Annotated in this window: 17 protein-coding genes; 12 read left to right on the top strand and 5 right to left on the bottom strand. The window is 66.6% G+C overall.

Annotation, left to right across the window (positions count from 1 at the left end; all coding sequences use genetic code 11):
• Nucleotides 1–13 precede the first annotated feature (13 nt).
• Entirely contained in the window at nucleotides 14–895 is an 882-nt protein-coding gene (phnE, locus tag RMR04_RS05000) for a phosphonate ABC transporter, permease protein PhnE (RefSeq protein WP_311913306.1), read from the top strand.
• Nucleotides 892–1,746: a phosphonate ABC transporter, permease protein PhnE gene (phnE, locus tag RMR04_RS04995; RefSeq protein WP_311913305.1), complete on the top strand. Its 855-nt coding sequence runs from the start codon at nucleotides 892–894 to the stop codon at nucleotides 1,744–1,746. Before phnE (RMR04_RS05000) ends, phnE (RMR04_RS04995) begins: the two co-directional genes overlap by 4 nt.
• Nucleotides 1,747–2,019: 273 nt before the next feature.
• On the opposite strand, the gene phnF is transcribed toward phnE (RMR04_RS04995), so the two are convergent.
• Nucleotides 2,020–2,775, bottom strand: a complete 756-nt coding sequence (gene phnF / locus RMR04_RS04990) for a phosphonate metabolism transcriptional regulator PhnF (protein ID WP_311913304.1) — start codon at nucleotides 2,773–2,775, stop codon at nucleotides 2,020–2,022.
• An 88-nt stretch (nucleotides 2,776–2,863) separates the two neighbouring features.
• Here phnF and phnG point away from each other — a divergent pair, with 88 nt between their 5' ends.
• Genes phnG through RMR04_RS04950 form a run of 8 tightly spaced genes read left to right on the top strand, consistent with a single transcriptional unit; the run spans nucleotide 2,864 to nucleotide 9,519 of the window.
• Nucleotides 2,864–3,328, top strand: coding sequence for a phosphonate C-P lyase system protein PhnG (gene phnG, locus RMR04_RS04985; RefSeq protein WP_311913303.1), 465 nt, complete (start codon nucleotides 2,864–2,866; stop codon nucleotides 3,326–3,328).
• Entirely contained in the window at nucleotides 3,328–3,930 is a 603-nt protein-coding gene (phnH, locus tag RMR04_RS04980; RefSeq protein ID WP_311913302.1) for a phosphonate C-P lyase system protein PhnH, read from the top strand. Before phnG ends, phnH begins: the two co-directional genes overlap by 1 nt.
• Nucleotides 3,930–5,213, top strand: a complete 1,284-nt coding sequence (locus RMR04_RS04975; RefSeq protein ID WP_311913301.1) for a carbon-phosphorus lyase complex subunit — start codon at nucleotides 3,930–3,932, stop codon at nucleotides 5,211–5,213. Before phnH ends, RMR04_RS04975 begins: the two co-directional genes overlap by 1 nt.
• On the top strand, nucleotides 5,210–6,136 hold the full coding sequence (locus RMR04_RS04970; RefSeq protein ID WP_311913300.1) for an alpha-D-ribose 1-methylphosphonate 5-phosphate C-P-lyase PhnJ: 927 nt from the start codon (nucleotides 5,210–5,212) through the stop codon (nucleotides 6,134–6,136). Before RMR04_RS04975 ends, RMR04_RS04970 begins: the two co-directional genes overlap by 4 nt.
• Nucleotides 6,133–6,939 carry a phosphonate C-P lyase system protein PhnK gene (gene phnK, locus RMR04_RS04965; protein ID WP_311913299.1) on the top strand — a complete coding sequence of 269 codons (807 nt, stop codon included), beginning with the start codon at nucleotides 6,133–6,135 and terminating at the stop codon, nucleotides 6,937–6,939. The genes RMR04_RS04970 and phnK overlap by 4 nt, the downstream gene beginning before the upstream one ends.
• A 50-nt stretch (nucleotides 6,940–6,989) precedes the next feature.
• Nucleotides 6,990–7,688 carry a phosphonate C-P lyase system protein PhnL gene (gene phnL, locus RMR04_RS04960; RefSeq protein WP_311913298.1) on the top strand — a complete coding sequence of 233 codons (699 nt, stop codon included), beginning with the start codon at nucleotides 6,990–6,992 and terminating at the stop codon, nucleotides 7,686–7,688.
• The gene (locus RMR04_RS04955; protein WP_311913297.1) at nucleotides 7,688–8,827 is read left to right on the top strand and encodes an alpha-D-ribose 1-methylphosphonate 5-triphosphate diphosphatase; all 1,140 of its coding nucleotides are present in this window, start codon (nucleotides 7,688–7,690) and stop codon (nucleotides 8,825–8,827) included. Before phnL ends, RMR04_RS04955 begins: the two co-directional genes overlap by 1 nt.
• Complete coding sequence (locus RMR04_RS04950) at nucleotides 8,824–9,519, top strand: DUF1045 domain-containing protein (protein WP_311913296.1); 696 nt, start codon at nucleotides 8,824–8,826, stop codon at nucleotides 9,517–9,519. The genes RMR04_RS04955 and RMR04_RS04950 overlap by 4 nt, the downstream gene beginning before the upstream one ends.
• A gap of 170 nt (nucleotides 9,520–9,689) precedes the next feature.
• Here the strand turns inward: RMR04_RS04950 and phnN are convergent, their stop codons facing one another.
• Nucleotides 9,690–10,313, bottom strand: coding sequence for a phosphonate metabolism protein/1,5-bisphosphokinase (PRPP-forming) PhnN (gene phnN / locus RMR04_RS04945; protein ID WP_311913294.1), 624 nt, complete (start codon nucleotides 10,311–10,313; stop codon nucleotides 9,690–9,692).
• Between phnN and RMR04_RS04940 the strand changes: the two genes are divergently transcribed.
• The gene (locus tag RMR04_RS04940; protein ID WP_311916056.1) at nucleotides 10,312–10,932 is read left to right on the top strand and encodes a transferase hexapeptide repeat family protein; all 621 of its coding nucleotides are present in this window, start codon (nucleotides 10,312–10,314) and stop codon (nucleotides 10,930–10,932) included. The genes phnN and RMR04_RS04940 overlap by 2 nt on opposite strands.
• Before the next feature lie 189 nt (nucleotides 10,933–11,121).
• Here the strand turns inward: RMR04_RS04940 and RMR04_RS04935 are convergent, their stop codons facing one another.
• Together RMR04_RS04935 and RMR04_RS04930 are read right to left on the bottom strand one after the other, a co-directional pair.
• Nucleotides 11,122–11,784 (bottom strand): class I SAM-dependent methyltransferase, encoded by a 663-nt coding sequence (locus RMR04_RS04935; RefSeq protein ID WP_311913293.1) that lies wholly within the window; start codon nucleotides 11,782–11,784, stop codon nucleotides 11,122–11,124.
• Entirely contained in the window at nucleotides 11,781–12,935 is a 1,155-nt protein-coding gene (locus RMR04_RS04930) for a glycosyltransferase family 4 protein (protein WP_311913292.1), read from the bottom strand. Before RMR04_RS04930 ends, RMR04_RS04935 begins: the two co-directional genes overlap by 4 nt.
• 161 nt (nucleotides 12,936–13,096) lie before the next feature.
• Here RMR04_RS04930 and RMR04_RS04925 point away from each other — a divergent pair, with 161 nt between their 5' ends.
• Entirely contained in the window at nucleotides 13,097–13,633 is a 537-nt protein-coding gene (locus RMR04_RS04925) for a P-loop NTPase family protein (RefSeq protein WP_311913291.1), read from the top strand.
• Between the two features lie 40 nt (nucleotides 13,634–13,673).
• On the opposite strand, the gene RMR04_RS04920 is transcribed toward RMR04_RS04925, so the two are convergent.
• Nucleotides 13,674–14,249: a GNAT family N-acetyltransferase gene (locus RMR04_RS04920; protein ID WP_311913289.1), complete on the bottom strand. Its 576-nt coding sequence runs from the start codon at nucleotides 14,247–14,249 to the stop codon at nucleotides 13,674–13,676.
• Nucleotides 14,250–14,279 lie beyond the last annotated feature (30 nt).

The following is a 14,279-nucleotide window of genomic DNA, read 5'->3' as shown; positions in this document are numbered from 1 at the left end:
ACGGACCGCGTTCATGACCCTCGCGATCGACCGCAACGACCCCGTGATCAGCGGCCATGTCGAGAGCTATCGCCGCGCCATGTCGGCGAAGCGCCGGCAGACGCTGATCGGCGCTGTGATCTTCCTCGTCTGCGTCTGGCTCGCGGCGCTCGGCTCCGAGGTCGACCCCGGCAAGTTCGTCGAGAACGCCTGGCGCTTCCCGAAATACATTCTTGAGACCATGCCGACCTTGCGCTGGGCGACGCTCGGCTCCGACATGGCCGAATGGTTCTGGGGCATCAAAGGCTGGCTCAAGCTGCTCTGGCAGACCATCCTGATCGCTTATACCGGCACGATCCTGGGTACGCTCGGCGGCTTCCTGCTCTGCTTCGCCGCCGCCGCCAATCTCGGCAGATCGAGCTGGCTGCGCTTCGCAACCCGCCGTTTCCTCGAATTCTCCCGCACCGTCCCCGAGATCGTCTTCGCGCTGATCTTCGTCATCGCCTTCGGTCTTGGACCGCTGCCCGGCATGCTCGCCATCGCGATCCACACCATGGGCGCCATGGGCAAGCTGTTCTCCGAAGTGGTCGAGAACATCGACATGAAGCCAGTCGACGGCATGACCGCGACAGGCGCCGGCTGGTGGCAGATCATCCGCTTTGCCGTGGTGCCGCAAGTCCTCTCCAATTTCGCGAGCTATTCGCTGCTGCGCTTCGAGATCAATGTCCGCGGCGCCTCGATCATGGGCTTCGTCGGTGCCGGCGGCATCGGCCAGGACCTGATCGAGGCCATCCGCAAATTCTACTTCACCGACATCAGCGCCATCCTGCTGCTGATCATCGTCACCGTGATGCTGATCGACTACGGCACCGAGCGCCTGCGCCATGCGCTGCTGAGCCTGGAGCACGGCCGATGAGCCTCGTCTTGTCCACAACCGACCGCGCTGCCCTCATCACTCGCCACAAAGCGGCGATCGACGGTTCGCTGAAGACGCGCCTGATCACGATCGCGATCGTCGCCGGTCTCACCGGCCTGTTCCTCTACGGATTGACGACGCTCGAGGTCTCGCTCTGGAAGATCCTGCATGGGCTCGGCAATCTCGGCACCTTCGTTGCCTTGATGCTGCCGCCCGATCCGGGCTCGTTCGGGCGGGCGCTGCTCTTCGTCAAGGCTTTGTTCGAGACGATCGCGATTGCCTTCCTCGGCACCATCCTGGCGGCGATCCTGGCCTTCCCGCTCGGCTTCATCGCCGCCAAGAACGTCGTCGCCAACCGCGTCGTGCATTTCCTGGCGCGGCGCTCGCTCGACACGGTCCGCGGGGTTGATGCGCTGATCTGGGCCTTGATCTGGGTCAATGTCGTGGGCCTTGGACCTTTCGCCGGCATGCTCGCGATCATGACCAGCGATCTCGGCGCCTTCGGCAAGCTCTACTCCGAAGCGATCGAATCGGCCGACCGCAAGCCGGTCGAGGGCGTGACCTCGCTGGGCGGCAGCAAGCTCCACGAGATCCGCTTCGGGCTTATTCCGCAGGTGCTGCCGGTGATCGCGAGCCAGGTGCTCTATTACATCGAATCCAATACCCGCTCGTCCACCATCATCGGCATTGTCGGCGCCGGCGGCATCGGGCTTTACCTGGCCGAGACCATCCGCACGCTGGAATGGCAGCAGGTCTCGTTCCTGATCCTGCTGATCCTGGCGGCCGTGACCGCAATCGACTTCCTCTCCAGCAAACTGCGCTTCGCGATCATTGGGCAACGGGCGGTGTGAGGGCTTTTTCCTTCGCTCGCGAGAGAAGGTAGCTCCATCCGAAAACCAGCAAGCACGGGAGCCCTCTCCTGTAAGGAGAGGGTTGGGTGAGGTGTCGGCCGTTTGACGCTTTGGCCGTAACCTCACCGCGGCTTCGCTGTGAGGACATCACGCAACTGGTCCAGGAGCCTACACCTCACCCCTGCCCCTCTCCTTACAGGAGAGGGGTTCCCCGCGCCCTTTCCGTTATGGTCGGATGCGTTATGGCCGAAACCATAACGGCAGCCGCAGCCCTCACTCCTTGAACGGCTCGACCACCATTTCCATGCGTTCGCCGGCGAAAACGCTGTTGACCAGATGGATCGGCGTCAGGTCCGGCAAGGCGTCGATCGCGGCCGAGACCATCACGGCGGCGCCGGGCGCGATCTCGAGCAGGAGCGCCTCGCGCTCGCTGGCGAGCCGCGCGGTCAAGCGCGTGGAGAGGCGGACATAATCGTCGATACCGACAGCCTTGAACGCCGCCGTCATCGAGGCGCTCGCCTCGCGGAAGACGCGGTCGAAATCCGGGAAGCGCTCGACCGAGAGCCAATGCGTGCCTGTTCCCATCGGCGTACCATCGGCACGGCTCAGGCCTTCGATCCGCCATAGCGGCGCGCCCGCCTCCAGGCCGAGTTGCGCGCAGGTCTCCGCATCGCCCGTCACCATCGCCGTCGATAGCGTCTCGCTCGAGCCGACGATGCCGAGCTTGCCGAAATTGCTGCGCATGCTGACACGCCGGCCGATCGGATAGGGCACGCGCCGCGCGCTGACCTGGGTGCCGCGGCCGCGCGCGACCGTGACCAACCCCTGCTCGGCCAGATGGCGGAAGGCCTGGCGCACGGTGTGGCGATGCACGCCATAACGCTCAGCCAGCACGACCGAGGCCGGCAACGTATCCCCGATGGCGTAATCGCCGCGACCGATCGCGGTTTCAAGCTCACCCGCGATGCGGCGCCATGCCGTGCCGTGCTCCTCGGCGGCCTCGCTCACATCCGGCGCAGCGCTCGTCATCAAAATTTCATCCAAAATGTATAGACCTTTCCCGGCGACGAGCCTATTATAGTCTAGACATTAAAGAGTGACCAGACGGCGCATGATGATGACCGAGACAGATCCGGGCAAGACGGCGGCGCGCGAAACGACGGCGCGGCAACGCTGGATGGCGATCCTCGCCCGCGCTTCGCGCAGTGAGATCGAGACGCTGGTTGGCGCCGCGCTGCCGGCCCATGAAATCCTCAAGGCGCCCGAGACCGGCACGGTGATGGTCGAAGGCCGCGCCGGCGGCGCCGGACGGCGCTTCAACCTCGGCGAAGCGACGGTGACGCGCTGCGTCGTCAGGCTTGAGAACGGCGCAATGGGTTTCTCCTATGCGCTCGGCCGCGACGGCCGCAAGGCGCGCCTCGCGGCGATCCTCGACGCCAGATTGCAGAGCGAGGATGCCGATGGCGCGCTTCTCGTCGGGGTGGCGCAGCTCGCCGCTGCACAAGCTACGGCGCGCGACCTCGCCTCGCGCAAGGCCGCCGCCACCAAGGTCGATTTCTTCACTCTGGTCAGGGGCGCATGATGCAGACCGAAAACCTCATCGCCGCCGGCTTCACCGATCCGGTCTTCCAGTCGCAAGCCGCCTTTCGCGCCGTGCTCGCGGCCCTGTCCGAGCCCGGCACGGAGCAGAGAGTGTCCGGAGCAATCCTGCCACCGGACGGGCTTTGCGCCGCAACCGCGACCGCCTTGCTGACATTGGCCGATTACGAAACGCCCATCTTCCTGCCGCAACAGCTGCGCGACGGCCCCGCCGGCGCCTGGCTGCGCTTCCATTGCGGCGCGGCGATCCTCGACGCTCCCGCCGGGGCGGCCTTCGCGGTCATCGACGGCGCGAGCACGGCCCCGCCGCTCGCCGCCTTCGACCCCGGCCACGACCAGTTCCCCGATCGTTCCGCGACGGTGCTCGTGCAATGCGCCGCGCTCACCGGCGGCGAGAGCGTGACCCTGAGCGGCCCCGGCATTGCCGGCAGCCGCAGCATCGCCCCGCAGGGCTTGCGTCCCGGCTTCTGGGCCGAGGTCGCGGCCAATGCCGAGCTCTACCCGCTCGGCGTCGATCTCATCCTCACCTGCGGCAACGCCCTGCTCGGCCTGCCGCGCACCACCCGCATCGAGGAGGCGGCTTAATGTATGTCGCGGTCAAAGGCGGCGAGGCCGCGATCCTCGCCACGCATGATCTGGTCGCGGAAGCGCGGCGCGGCGATGAGGCCGTGCCGGAACTCACGGTCGCGCAGATCCGCGAGCAACAGGGCCTCGCTTGCGCCCGCGTCATGAACGAGGGCTCCCTCTACGACCTCGACCTTGCGGCGCTGGCGCTGAAACAGGCGCAGGGCGACGCGATCGAGGCCGCCTTCCTGATGCGTGCCTATCGCACGACGCTGCCGCGCTTCGGCTCCTCCGAGCCGGTTGATACCGCGCGGATGGCGATCCGGAGGCGGATTTCGGCGACCTATAAGGACCTGCCGGGCGGGCAGGTGCTGGGCCCGACCTATGACTACACGCACCGGCTGTTCGATTTTGGGTTGATGGATGAGCCTCGACCTACCCCCTCTCCCACCCAACTCGGGCCTGCCCGAGTTGGGCACCCACCTTTGCCAAAGTCGGCAACAGCCGACTTTGGTGGGGGAGAGGGTAGGGGTGAGGGAAGTCAAAACGGCGAAGGTCTGGCGCCGACTGCAATCCTTCCCTCATCCGGCCCTTCGGGCCACCTTCTCCCCCGAGGGGAGAAGGAAACCGCCCCCCTCGACACCCACATGCCACGCGTCCCCGATATTCTCGGCGCGGAGGGGCTGATGGAGGCGGAGGCGCCGCCCGAAGGCGATCCGCGCCCCTTCGACCTCACCCGCGAGCCTGTCTCCTTCCCGGCCGATCGCGATGTCCGCCTGCAGGCGATGGCGCGCGGCGATGAGGGCTTCCTGCTCGGGCTCGGCTACTCCGTGCAGCGCGGCTATGGCGGCAACCACCCCTTCGTCGGCGAGATCAGGGTCGGCGAGGTCTCTGTCGAATTCGTGCCCGAGGAGCTCGGCTTCGCCATCGATCTCGGCGAGATCACCCTGACCGAATGCCAGATGGTCAACCAGTTCCAGGGCTCGAAGGATGTCGCCCCGCAATTCACCAGGGGCTATGGGCTGAGCTTCGGCCATTCCGAGCGCAAGGCAATGTCGATGTCGCTGGTCGACCGGGCACTGAAATGCCGCGAATTCGGCGAGGCCGCCAACTATCCGGCCCAGCAAGACGAGTTCGTGCTCTACCACTCCGACAATGTCGAGGCAGCCGGCTTCGTCGAGCATCTCAAGCTGCCGCATTACGTCGATTTCCAGGGCGAGCTCGAACTGATCCGCCGCATCACCCGCGAGCGCGAGCAACGGCTGGCGCGCGAACAAGACACCCTGCCGGAGGCCGCCGAATGAACGCCCATCAGACGCTCCCAGCCGACGATGCAAAGCCGGCTTATAATTACGCTTATCTCGACGAGCAGACCAAGCGGATGATCCGTCGCGCCTTGCTCAAAGCCGTCGCGGTGCCGGGCTACCAGGTGCCGTTCGGCTCGCGCGAGATGCCATTGGCGCGCGGCTGGGGCACTGGCGGCATCCAGGTCACGGCCGCGATCATCGGCCCCGACGACACGCTCAAGGTGATCGACCAGGGCGCCGACGACACCACCAACGCCGTCTCGATCCGGCGCTTCTTCGAGCGCACGGCCGATGCCCGCACCACCGAGGCGACGGAGGATGCCACGATCATCCAGACCCGCCACCGCATCCCGGAAGCACCGCTCAAGGCAGGCCAGATCATGGTCTATCAGGTGCCCACGCCCGAGCCCTTGCGCCGGCTCGAGCCGCGCGAGGCCGAGACGCGCAAGATGCACGCCTGGGCCGAATACGGGCTGATGCAGGTCAAGCTCTACGAGAACATCGCCCGCTTCGGCGAGGTAACCACGACCTATGACTACCCGGTCATGGTCAATGGCCGCTATGTCATGGCGCCCTCGCCGATCCCGAAATTCGACAATCCCAAGATGCACATGTCGCCGGCCCTGCAGCTCTTTGGCGCCGGTCGCGAGAAGCGCATCTACGCCCTGCCGCCGCATACCAGCGTGAAGAGCCTCGATTTCGAGGATCACCCCTTCCGTATCCAGAGCTGGAACGAGCCCTGCGGGCTTTGCGGCGCGACCGACAGCTATCTCGACGAGGTCGTCACCGACGACAAGGGCGGGCGCATGTTCGTCTGCTCCGACAGCCACCATTGCGAGACGCGGCGGGAGGCCGGCCATCGCGGCACGATGCTGGCCGACGCCTCGGCGCTGCATCTGGTCGAGGAGATAAAGCCATGACCGTCCACGTTTCTCCCCCCGAGGCGAACCTCGATCCCGAGCCGCTGCTCTCCGTCGCCGGCATCAGCCGCTTCTATGGCGAGCGGATCGGCTGCCAAGACATCTCCTTCGACCTCTGGCCGGGCGAAGTGCTCGGCATCGTCGGCGAATCCGGCTCGGGCAAGTCGACCTTGCTGCGCTGCCTCGCCGGCATCGACCGGCCCGACGAGGGCGAGGTGCTGTTTCGCGGCTCGGGCCAACCGCTCGACATCTATTCGGTGGCCGAGCAGGAGCGCCGCCGCCTGATGCGCACCGCCTGGGGCATCGTCCACCAGAACCCGCGCGACGGATTGCGCATGGATGTCTCGGCCGGCGGCAATGTCGGCGAGCGCCTGATGGATCGCGGCGACCGGCATTACGGCAAGATCCGCGAGCGCGCGCTCGACTGGCTCCAGCGCGTCGAGATCGCCGAGAACCGCATCGACGACCGGCCGCGCCAGTTCTCGGGCGGCATGCAACAGCGCTTGCAGATCGCCCGCGTGCTGGTCTCCGAACCCCGCCTCGTCTTCATGGACGAGCCGACGGGCGGCCTCGACGTTTCCGTGCAGGCCCGCCTGCTCGACTTGCTTCGCGTCCTGGTGCGCGATCTCCGCCTCGCCGCCATCATCGTCACCCACGACCTGGCGGTCGCGCGGCTGCTCACCGACCGATTGATGGTGATGAAGGACGGCCGCGTCGTCGAGCAGGGCCTGACCGACCAGGTTCTGGACGATCCGCACCACGCCTATACGCAGCTTCTGACTTCGGCGGTGCTGAGTGTGTGAAGCCCGCCCGTCACACCCTCGTCACTCCGCCCGCACAAGGCACTGACATCATGACCACGATGATTCACGTCGAGAACGTCGCCAAGCATTTCACCCTGCACAATCAGGGCGGCGTCCGCTTGCCGGTGTTCGACAACGTTAATTTCAGCGTCGCCGCCGGCGAGGCTCTGGTGCTGGCGGGCGCTTCGGGCGCGGGCAAATCCAGCCTGCTGCGCATCCTCTACGGCAATTACCTGCCGAGCGCGGGCACGATCACCATCACCCATGCCGGCCGCCAGATCGACATCGTCTCGGCCGTGCCGCGCACCGTGCTCGACATCCGCCGCCGCACGCTCGGCTTCGTCTCGCAATTCCTGCGCGTGATCCCGCGCGTCTCGGCGCTCGACATCGTGCGCGACCCGCTGCTCGCCCGCGGCGTCGACGCCGTGGAAGCGAGCGAGCGGGCCAAGGCCATGCTGGCGCGGCTCAACCTGCCCGAGCGGCTCTGGGGGCTCGCGCCGGCGACCTTCTCCGGCGGCGAGCAGCAGCGCGTCAATATCGCCCGCTCCTTCGTCGATCCCTCGCCGATCATGCTGATCGACGAGCCGACCGCCTCGCTCGACGCCGCCAACCGCGACGTCGTGGTCGCGCTGATCGCCGAAGCCCGTGCTAAAGGCTGCGCCATCGTCGGCATCTTCCATGATGAGGCGGTGCGCGAGGCCGTCGCCACGCGCTATCTCGACATCACCGATTTCAGAAAGGCCGCCTGATGCAAACCGTTCTCACCAACGCCAGACTGATCCTCGAGAACGACGTCGTCTCCGGCACGATCGCCTTCGACGAAGCCGGCATCATATCGGTCGACCAGGGCAAGTCATCCCTGCCGGGCGCCATCGACGTGAACGGCGATTATGTCGCGCCGGGTCTCGTCGAGATGCACACCGACAATGTCGAGAAGCACTTCATGCCACGGCCGAAGGTGTTCTGGCCGAACGGGCTTGCGGCAGCGCTTGTCCATGACGCGCAGATGGCGGCGGCCGGCGTCACCACCGTCTATGACGCGATCTGCGCCGGCACGCCCTTCTCGGCCAAGGACTACCGCAAGGACATCTTCGCCGATGTGATGAAGGCCTTGGCCGAGGGCCGCCGCGAAAACGTCTTCCGCATCGACCACCGCATCCATATGCGCTGCGAACTGACGAGCCCGGACCTGCTCAAAGACATCGAGCCCTATCAGGACGACGAGCTCGTCCAGCTCGTCTCGTTGATGGACCACACGCCCGGCCAGCGGCAATGGCGCAATATCGACCATCTGCGCACCTATGCGCTCGGCAACGGCAAGACCGAGGCCGAGTTCGAGGCCGATGTCGTCGTCCGCCAGTCGGAGGGCGCTGCCAATGTCTCGCGCAACTGGAGCGCCGTCGTCGAGATGTTCGGCTCGCGCGGGATCCCGATCGCGACCCATGACGACACCACGCTGGAGCATGTCGAGGCCGGCATCGCGTCGGGCGCCGTGATCTCGGAATTCCCGACCACGATCGAAGCCGCGGAAGCCGCCAAGCAGCGCGGTCTGGCCACTGTCGCGGGCGCGCCCAATGTCGTGCGCGGCGGCTCGCATTCCGGCGGCGTCTCGGTCGCGGAACTGGCCGAGAAGGGCCTGCTTGACGGGCTCTCCTCCGACTATGTCCCGGCGAGCCTGCTCCAGGCTGTGCTGAAGCTCCATGCCAGCCATGGCATCGCCTTGCCGCAAGCCATGGGCATGGTGACCTGGAAAGTCGCCGACATCCTGGGCCTCAAGGATCGCGGCCATCTCAAGCCCGGCCTGCGCGCCGACCTCGTGCGCTTCAAGGTGCTGGGCGCGACGCCGGTGCTCGCCGCCGTCTGGTCGAAGGGCGAGCGGGCATTTTGACCGCGCCGCGCTACGCCCTCTACTACGCCCCCACCGCCGACAGCGCGCTCTGGCGCTTCGGCAGCGCAACGCTTGGCTATGACGCGATCACGGCCGCCGATGCGCCGTTCTCGGTCCCAGCCGGTTGCGGCGCGGAAAGCTGGCCGGCTCTCACCGCCGAACCCCGGCGCTATGGCTTCCACGCGACGCTGAAAGCTCCGTTCGAACTGGCGCTCGGCCGCCAGGAAGGCCAATTGCGCGCGTTCACCCATAATTTCGCCTCGGGGCTGAATGCGGTTCCGCTCAAGGGGCTCGGCGTCACCGCGCTCGGCTCCTTCATCGCACTGACGCCTTCAGCCGAGAGCCGCCCCCTGCAGGATCTGGCTTTCTCCGTCGTCCAGGCCTTCGAGCCCTTCCGAGCCCCGTTGAGCCCGGCCGATCTGGCGCGCCGCCTCAAGAGCCCGCTGACGCCGGCGCATCGGGCCTATCTCGAGGCCTATGGCTATCCTTATGTCGGCGACGCCTTCCGCTTCCACATGACGCTGACCGGCTCGCTGCCGGCAGAACAAATCTTGGCCGTCAAGCAGGCGCTGACGCAGGCCTATGCCGAACATGTCCCGCCGGCCCCGGTCGCGATCGACCGGATCGCGCTCTTCAAGCAGGACACGCGCGAGAGCCGCTTCCGCCTGCTCGATTCTTTCGTGCTGGGCTAGTAGCGCGCTCCATCGCTTGAGGGGATCACGGATTTGCTGGGAAACGCGCCGTCATCCTGGCCGAAGCGAAGCGGAGCGCCGGGATCCATCGGAGGCCCAATCCTTTGACAAGTCTGGCTCTACGATGGATCCCGGGACGACCTTCGGTCGCCCAGGATGACGGTAGCGGATCAAAACCGGCTCAGTTCACCTTCGGCGGCCTTGTCAGCCAACCGCCGCAGCACCGCGACGAACTCTGCCGCCGCCTCCGCCACCGTACGGTCGTTCTGGATCGTCACCAGTTCAGCGCTCTGCGTCCGCAAGGGCGCCTCGCGAGCGAGCCTGGCTGCGATATCGATCTCGCTCTCGCGCCCGCGCGCGGCGAGTCGCTTCGCCAGCACGGCGTTCGGAGCGGTTATGTTGACGACGGTGGCCCGTCCGGCCAGCCGCTCGGCAACCGGAATGACGCCGCGCGAGATGTTGACGATCACGACCTGGCCGCGCGCGATGCCCGACAGTTCGGCGGCGGGAATGCCGTAGGTCAAGCCATGCGCGCCCCAGTTCAGCGCCATCTCGCCGCGCGCGACGGCCGCCTCGAAATCGGTCTGCGAGCAGCTGTCGTGATCCTCGGCGCCCGCCATCGCCGGCCGCGTGATCAGGCGGCGGGCAAAGTGGAACCGGGCATCGCCGGCGAGCGCCGCGCGAGCGGCATCCATCAATGTGTCCTTGCCGGCTCCCGATGGGCCGACGATGAGGACGAGAGCTCCCGGCGCTACGGCCGGCAATCCTGAAGCGATCTGAGAAGGAAGCGACATCGTGGCCAAGAAACTGGGACTGGAACCTCTGATCGACCCGACCGCGCAGGTGCGGCAGGCGACGCTTGGACGCTACACCGAAATCGGCGCGCGCACGTCCTTCGTCGAGTCGTCGATGGACGACTACTCCTATGTCGTGAACGATTCCAATGTCATCTACACGACGATCGGGAAATTCTGCTCGATCGCGGCGATGACCCGGATCAACCCTGGCAACCACCCGATGCAGCGGGCGAGCCAGTCGCATTTCACCTATCGCGCTTCGGCCTATTTCGACGATGCGGAGGACGATGCCGCGTTCTTCGCCTGGCGGCGCTCGACGCCGGTGACCATCGGCCACGATGTCTGGATCGGCCATGGCGCGATCATCCTGCCCGGCCGCACAATCGGCACCGGCGCGGTGGTCGCGGGCGGCGCGATCGTCACCAAGGATGTCGCGCCCTACACCATCGTCGGCGGCAATCCGGCCAGGCCGATCCGCCGGCGCTTCCCGGAGCCGATCGCCGAGCGCTTGCTGGCGCTGGGCTGGTGGGATTGGGAGCATGCGCGCCTGCGGGGAGCGCTGGCGGATTTCCGCGGCCTGTCGGTCGAGGCGTTTCTGGAGAAGCATGGCGGATAAGGAAGGAATCCGCCCGTCATTCCGGGGCGGGCCGCAGGCCTGGGCCCGGAACCCACGACTGGGTGGAGACCTTGCAACAGCAAGGATGTATCACCCGGTCGCGGGTTCCGGGTTCACCGCGGAGTTTATCCTTGGGCCGACCAAAGGTCGGACCCGAGGGCGACGCCCCGGAATGACACGGTGTGTCCGTCAGCCCTTCAACCGCCAGACCGAGCTCTGCTTGATCTCCGCGTCCTCCAGCGAGCGCGTCACCGGGACCTGATAGGTCGCCAGCACCTCCAGCCTGTCCCGAGGCAGATAGCTCCGGCCGGGATCGCCGATCAGCACGGTCGCGCCGCGCGCCTGCAATTGCGAGAGCCAGTCAATGATGCTCTCCGCCATCGCGCGCTCATAGCAGACGTCACCGGCGCAGATGACGTCCCAGCCCTCGTCGCGGCCGATCAGATCGTCGAGCAGGACCTCGATGTGAACGCCATTGGCCTGCGCGTTGAGGCCGATCGCCTCGCCCGCAAAAGCGTCGATGTCGCAGGCCTCGACCCGCGCTGCACCGGCTTTGGCAGCGGCAATCGCCACGAGCCCCGAGCCGCTGGCGAAATCGAGCACGCGCTTGCCGGCCACGTTTCCCGGCTGGTCGATGAGATAGCGCGCCAATGCCTGTCCACCGGCCCAGGCAAAAGCCCAGAAGGGCGGCGGCAGGCCGATGGTGGCGAGCTCATCCTCGGTCTTCTGCCAGAGCTCCGTCGCCTCCTCGGCGACATGGAGTGAAATCTCCGGCGCATGCGGCACCGGCAGCAACCGCGTCTGCGCCAGGATGAAGCCGCGCCGGTCGAGCCCTATGGCTACGGCGCTCACGCCGCGACCTCGGCCGTCGGCTGGTTCAGCAGGCCGCGATAGAGCGCCTTGACCGCGTTCATCACATCGCGCTCGGTATAGCCGTCGATCAACCTTGCGCGCGCGCTCGTGCCCATGCGCTCGGCCAGAGCCGGCGCGCCGGCGAAGGTGATCAGCGCCTTGGCGAGCGCGGCTGCATCGTCGGCGGGCACCACCATCCCGTCGCGCCCGTCGCGGACAAAACTGCGGCAGCCCGGCACATCCGTGGTCAGGATCGCGCGACCGCAGGCCGCCGCCTCCAGGATCGTGCGTGGTAACCCCTCGCCGCCGCGCGAGGGCAGGATGCAGAGATGGTGCTGGCGCCAGACGCCCTCGATATCGCGTGTCGGGCCGGCCCAGCTGATGCCCGGCCGGGCCGCCCATTGCTTCAGCGTCGCCTCGGGAATCGCCTTGGGATTGGACGGGTCGGGCGCGCCATGGACCGTAAGCTCGACGCGCGCGCCCTCCGCCCGCGCCAATCGCACCGCCTCGACCGCAAGGTCGACGCCCTTCGACCAGAGCATGCGCGCAACCAGCGCCACCTTGAGCGGCGGAGTCGCCGGCATCGGCTCCGGCATCAGGATCAGGGGATCAACGCCCGCGCCGCCGACGATCGCGACCTTGCTCGCGTCCTGCGGATCGAAGCCCAACGAGACGGGATCGTCGGGGTTCTCGAACAGAAAGCGGGTTTGCGGCCCGTCGATCGCCGCGCGCAGCCAGAACCGGACGGCCAGCCGCGCCGCGCCCGCGACCAGGCCCTGCTTGGCGCCGAGGAAGCCAAGACCCGTCAGCGCATAGACGCGGCGCTCGACGCCCGCGAGCTTGCCGGCGAGGCCGGCGAGCGCGATCGGCTTCAAGGCGATGCAGTGCAGGAGGTCGGGCCGCTCGGCCTCGATCAGGCGCTTCAGCGCCGCGATCTGGCGGTAAAGCGCGCGCGGATCGAGGCTGCGGCGCTCGGCCTCCAGCGCGATCAGCCTTGCGCCCGCTGCCTCGATGGCGCGGCGATGCTGCCGCTCGCGGGCGATGACGACGACGTCAAAATCGAGCTCGCGCGCGGCGCGGGCCATCGGCAGGAAATGCGAGGCGAAGAACCAGTCTTCCGTGGCGACGAAAAGGAGTTTGGGGCGGCGCATGGCGCGACATCAGGCGCAAGCGGCGCGGAAGGTCAAGCGCGTGGAGAGCACGGGGATCGGGAGAAGACGGTTTGCGCTGCGGCTCCCCCCATGATGGCCCCTAGAAAACCCGGCGGCTAACCCCTAATGGCTTCGGAGTTGTGTCCTTGGCGGAGGGCTCCATGCCTCGCATACACATTCTCGGCGCATCCGGTTCGGGAACGACGACGCTCGGCGAAGCGCTCGGAACTCTTCTCGATGTGCCGCACAGGGATTCTGACGCGTTCTATTGGCTCCCGACCGACCCTCCGTTCCAGGCGCCTCGGCCGCTCCTAGAGCGGCAGGCCCTGCTTCTCGACCAATTAAAGCCGGGCGCGAGCTGGATCTTGTCCGGCTCAGCGATCAAATGGGCTAAGCCCCTGGAGCCGCTATACGAGCTGATCGTTTATCTGCGGCTCGACCCCGTGCTACGCATGGAGCGACTGCGAAAGCGTGAACTGGCGCGCTACGGAGAGCGCATCGCTCCGAGTGGAGACATGGCCGCGACGAGCGCGGAATTTCTCAGTTGGGCAGCCGCCTACGATACCGCCGGCGTGGAGCAGCGTAGCCGTATTGCGCATGAGGCGTGGCTCGCCTCGCAAACCGCACCAATTCTTCGGCTCGATTCATCCAACCCAGTGAGACATCTGGCGGCTGCGGTGCAATCGGCTGTTCAGTGAGACGAAGAAGCAGCCATCCGTTGCGACGAAGACGCAAAAATCAGGATTTGTGCGCGGAGTGGGAGAGCGCCCAGTCCGATCTATTCAGACGATAGAGGACGTGCCGCCGAAGAGGGTGCCCTCCAGGAAGGTTTGGATGATCGAAATCCTCGCTTGCGAGATGCCGCATCCCCAGGCGCTCCATAACGCGGCGCGAGCGCTGGTTGCCAGTCGCAGTGAACGAGACGATTTGCGATAGTGCGAGCGGGCCGAATGCGTAGTCCAGCACGGCCGATGCTGCCTCCGAAGCGTAGCCATGCCCCCAGTGTTCACGGGCTAACCGCCAGCCGATCTCGATACAGGGTGTGAACAGCGCCTGAAAATTCGGCTCCGACAGTCCAACATAGCCTAGGAACGGCGCCACGCCTGGAGCTTCGACGGCCCACAGACCGAAGCTGCGCTCGGCAAGGTTGGCGCGAATACGATTGGCAAAGACGTTGCTCTGACCGCGATCCAGTGTCTGTGGGTAGTGCTCCATGACGCGCGGATCGGCGTTGAGCACCGCGAACGGTTCCAGATCGGCATCCCGCCAGTCGCGAAGCTGGAGCCGTGCAGTGATGAGGATGGGAGCAGCCATACAGCGCGATTCCTGATCCGGCGTATCACA

The sequence above is a fragment of the Bosea sp. 685 genome (assembly GCF_031884435.1).
Lineage (GTDB): Bacteria > Pseudomonadota > Alphaproteobacteria > Rhizobiales > Beijerinckiaceae > Allobosea.
Note: the sequence above shows the minus strand (reverse complement) of the source record. Positions and strands in the feature narration are given on the sequence as shown.

What these genes read in the sequence shown, in the direction of transcription:
- phnE (WP_311913306.1), top strand. Translation starts at nt 14, where the DNA reads ATGACCCTCGCGATCGACCGCAACGACCCCGTGATCAGCGGCCATGTC.
- phnE (WP_311913305.1), top strand. Translation starts at nt 892, where the DNA reads ATGAGCCTCGTCTTGTCCACAACCGACCGCGCTGCCCTCATCACTCGC.
- phnF (WP_311913304.1), bottom strand. Translation starts at nt 2,775, where the DNA reads ATGACGAGCGCTGCGCCGGATGTGAGCGAGGCCGCCGAGGAGCACGGC.
- phnG (WP_311913303.1), top strand. Translation starts at nt 2,864, where the DNA reads ATGACCGAGACAGATCCGGGCAAGACGGCGGCGCGCGAAACGACGGCG.
- phnH (WP_311913302.1), top strand. Translation starts at nt 3,328, where the DNA reads ATGCAGACCGAAAACCTCATCGCCGCCGGCTTCACCGATCCGGTCTTC.
- RMR04_RS04975 (WP_311913301.1), top strand. Translation starts at nt 3,930, where the DNA reads ATGTATGTCGCGGTCAAAGGCGGCGAGGCCGCGATCCTCGCCACGCAT.
- RMR04_RS04970 (WP_311913300.1), top strand. Translation starts at nt 5,210, where the DNA reads ATGAACGCCCATCAGACGCTCCCAGCCGACGATGCAAAGCCGGCTTAT.
- phnK (WP_311913299.1), top strand. Translation starts at nt 6,133, where the DNA reads ATGACCGTCCACGTTTCTCCCCCCGAGGCGAACCTCGATCCCGAGCCG.
- phnL (WP_311913298.1), top strand. Translation starts at nt 6,990, where the DNA reads ATGACCACGATGATTCACGTCGAGAACGTCGCCAAGCATTTCACCCTG.
- RMR04_RS04955 (WP_311913297.1), top strand. Translation starts at nt 7,688, where the DNA reads ATGCAAACCGTTCTCACCAACGCCAGACTGATCCTCGAGAACGACGTC.
- phnN (WP_311913294.1), bottom strand. Translation starts at nt 10,313, where the DNA reads ATGTCGCTTCCTTCTCAGATCGCTTCAGGATTGCCGGCCGTAGCGCCG.
- RMR04_RS04930 (WP_311913292.1), bottom strand. Translation starts at nt 12,935, where the DNA reads ATGCGCCGCCCCAAACTCCTTTTCGTCGCCACGGAAGACTGGTTCTTC.
- RMR04_RS04925 (WP_311913291.1), top strand. Translation starts at nt 13,097, where the DNA reads ATGCCTCGCATACACATTCTCGGCGCATCCGGTTCGGGAACGACGACG.
- RMR04_RS04920 (WP_311913289.1), bottom strand. Translation starts at nt 14,249, where the DNA reads ATGGCTGCTCCCATCCTCATCACTGCACGGCTCCAGCTTCGCGACTGG.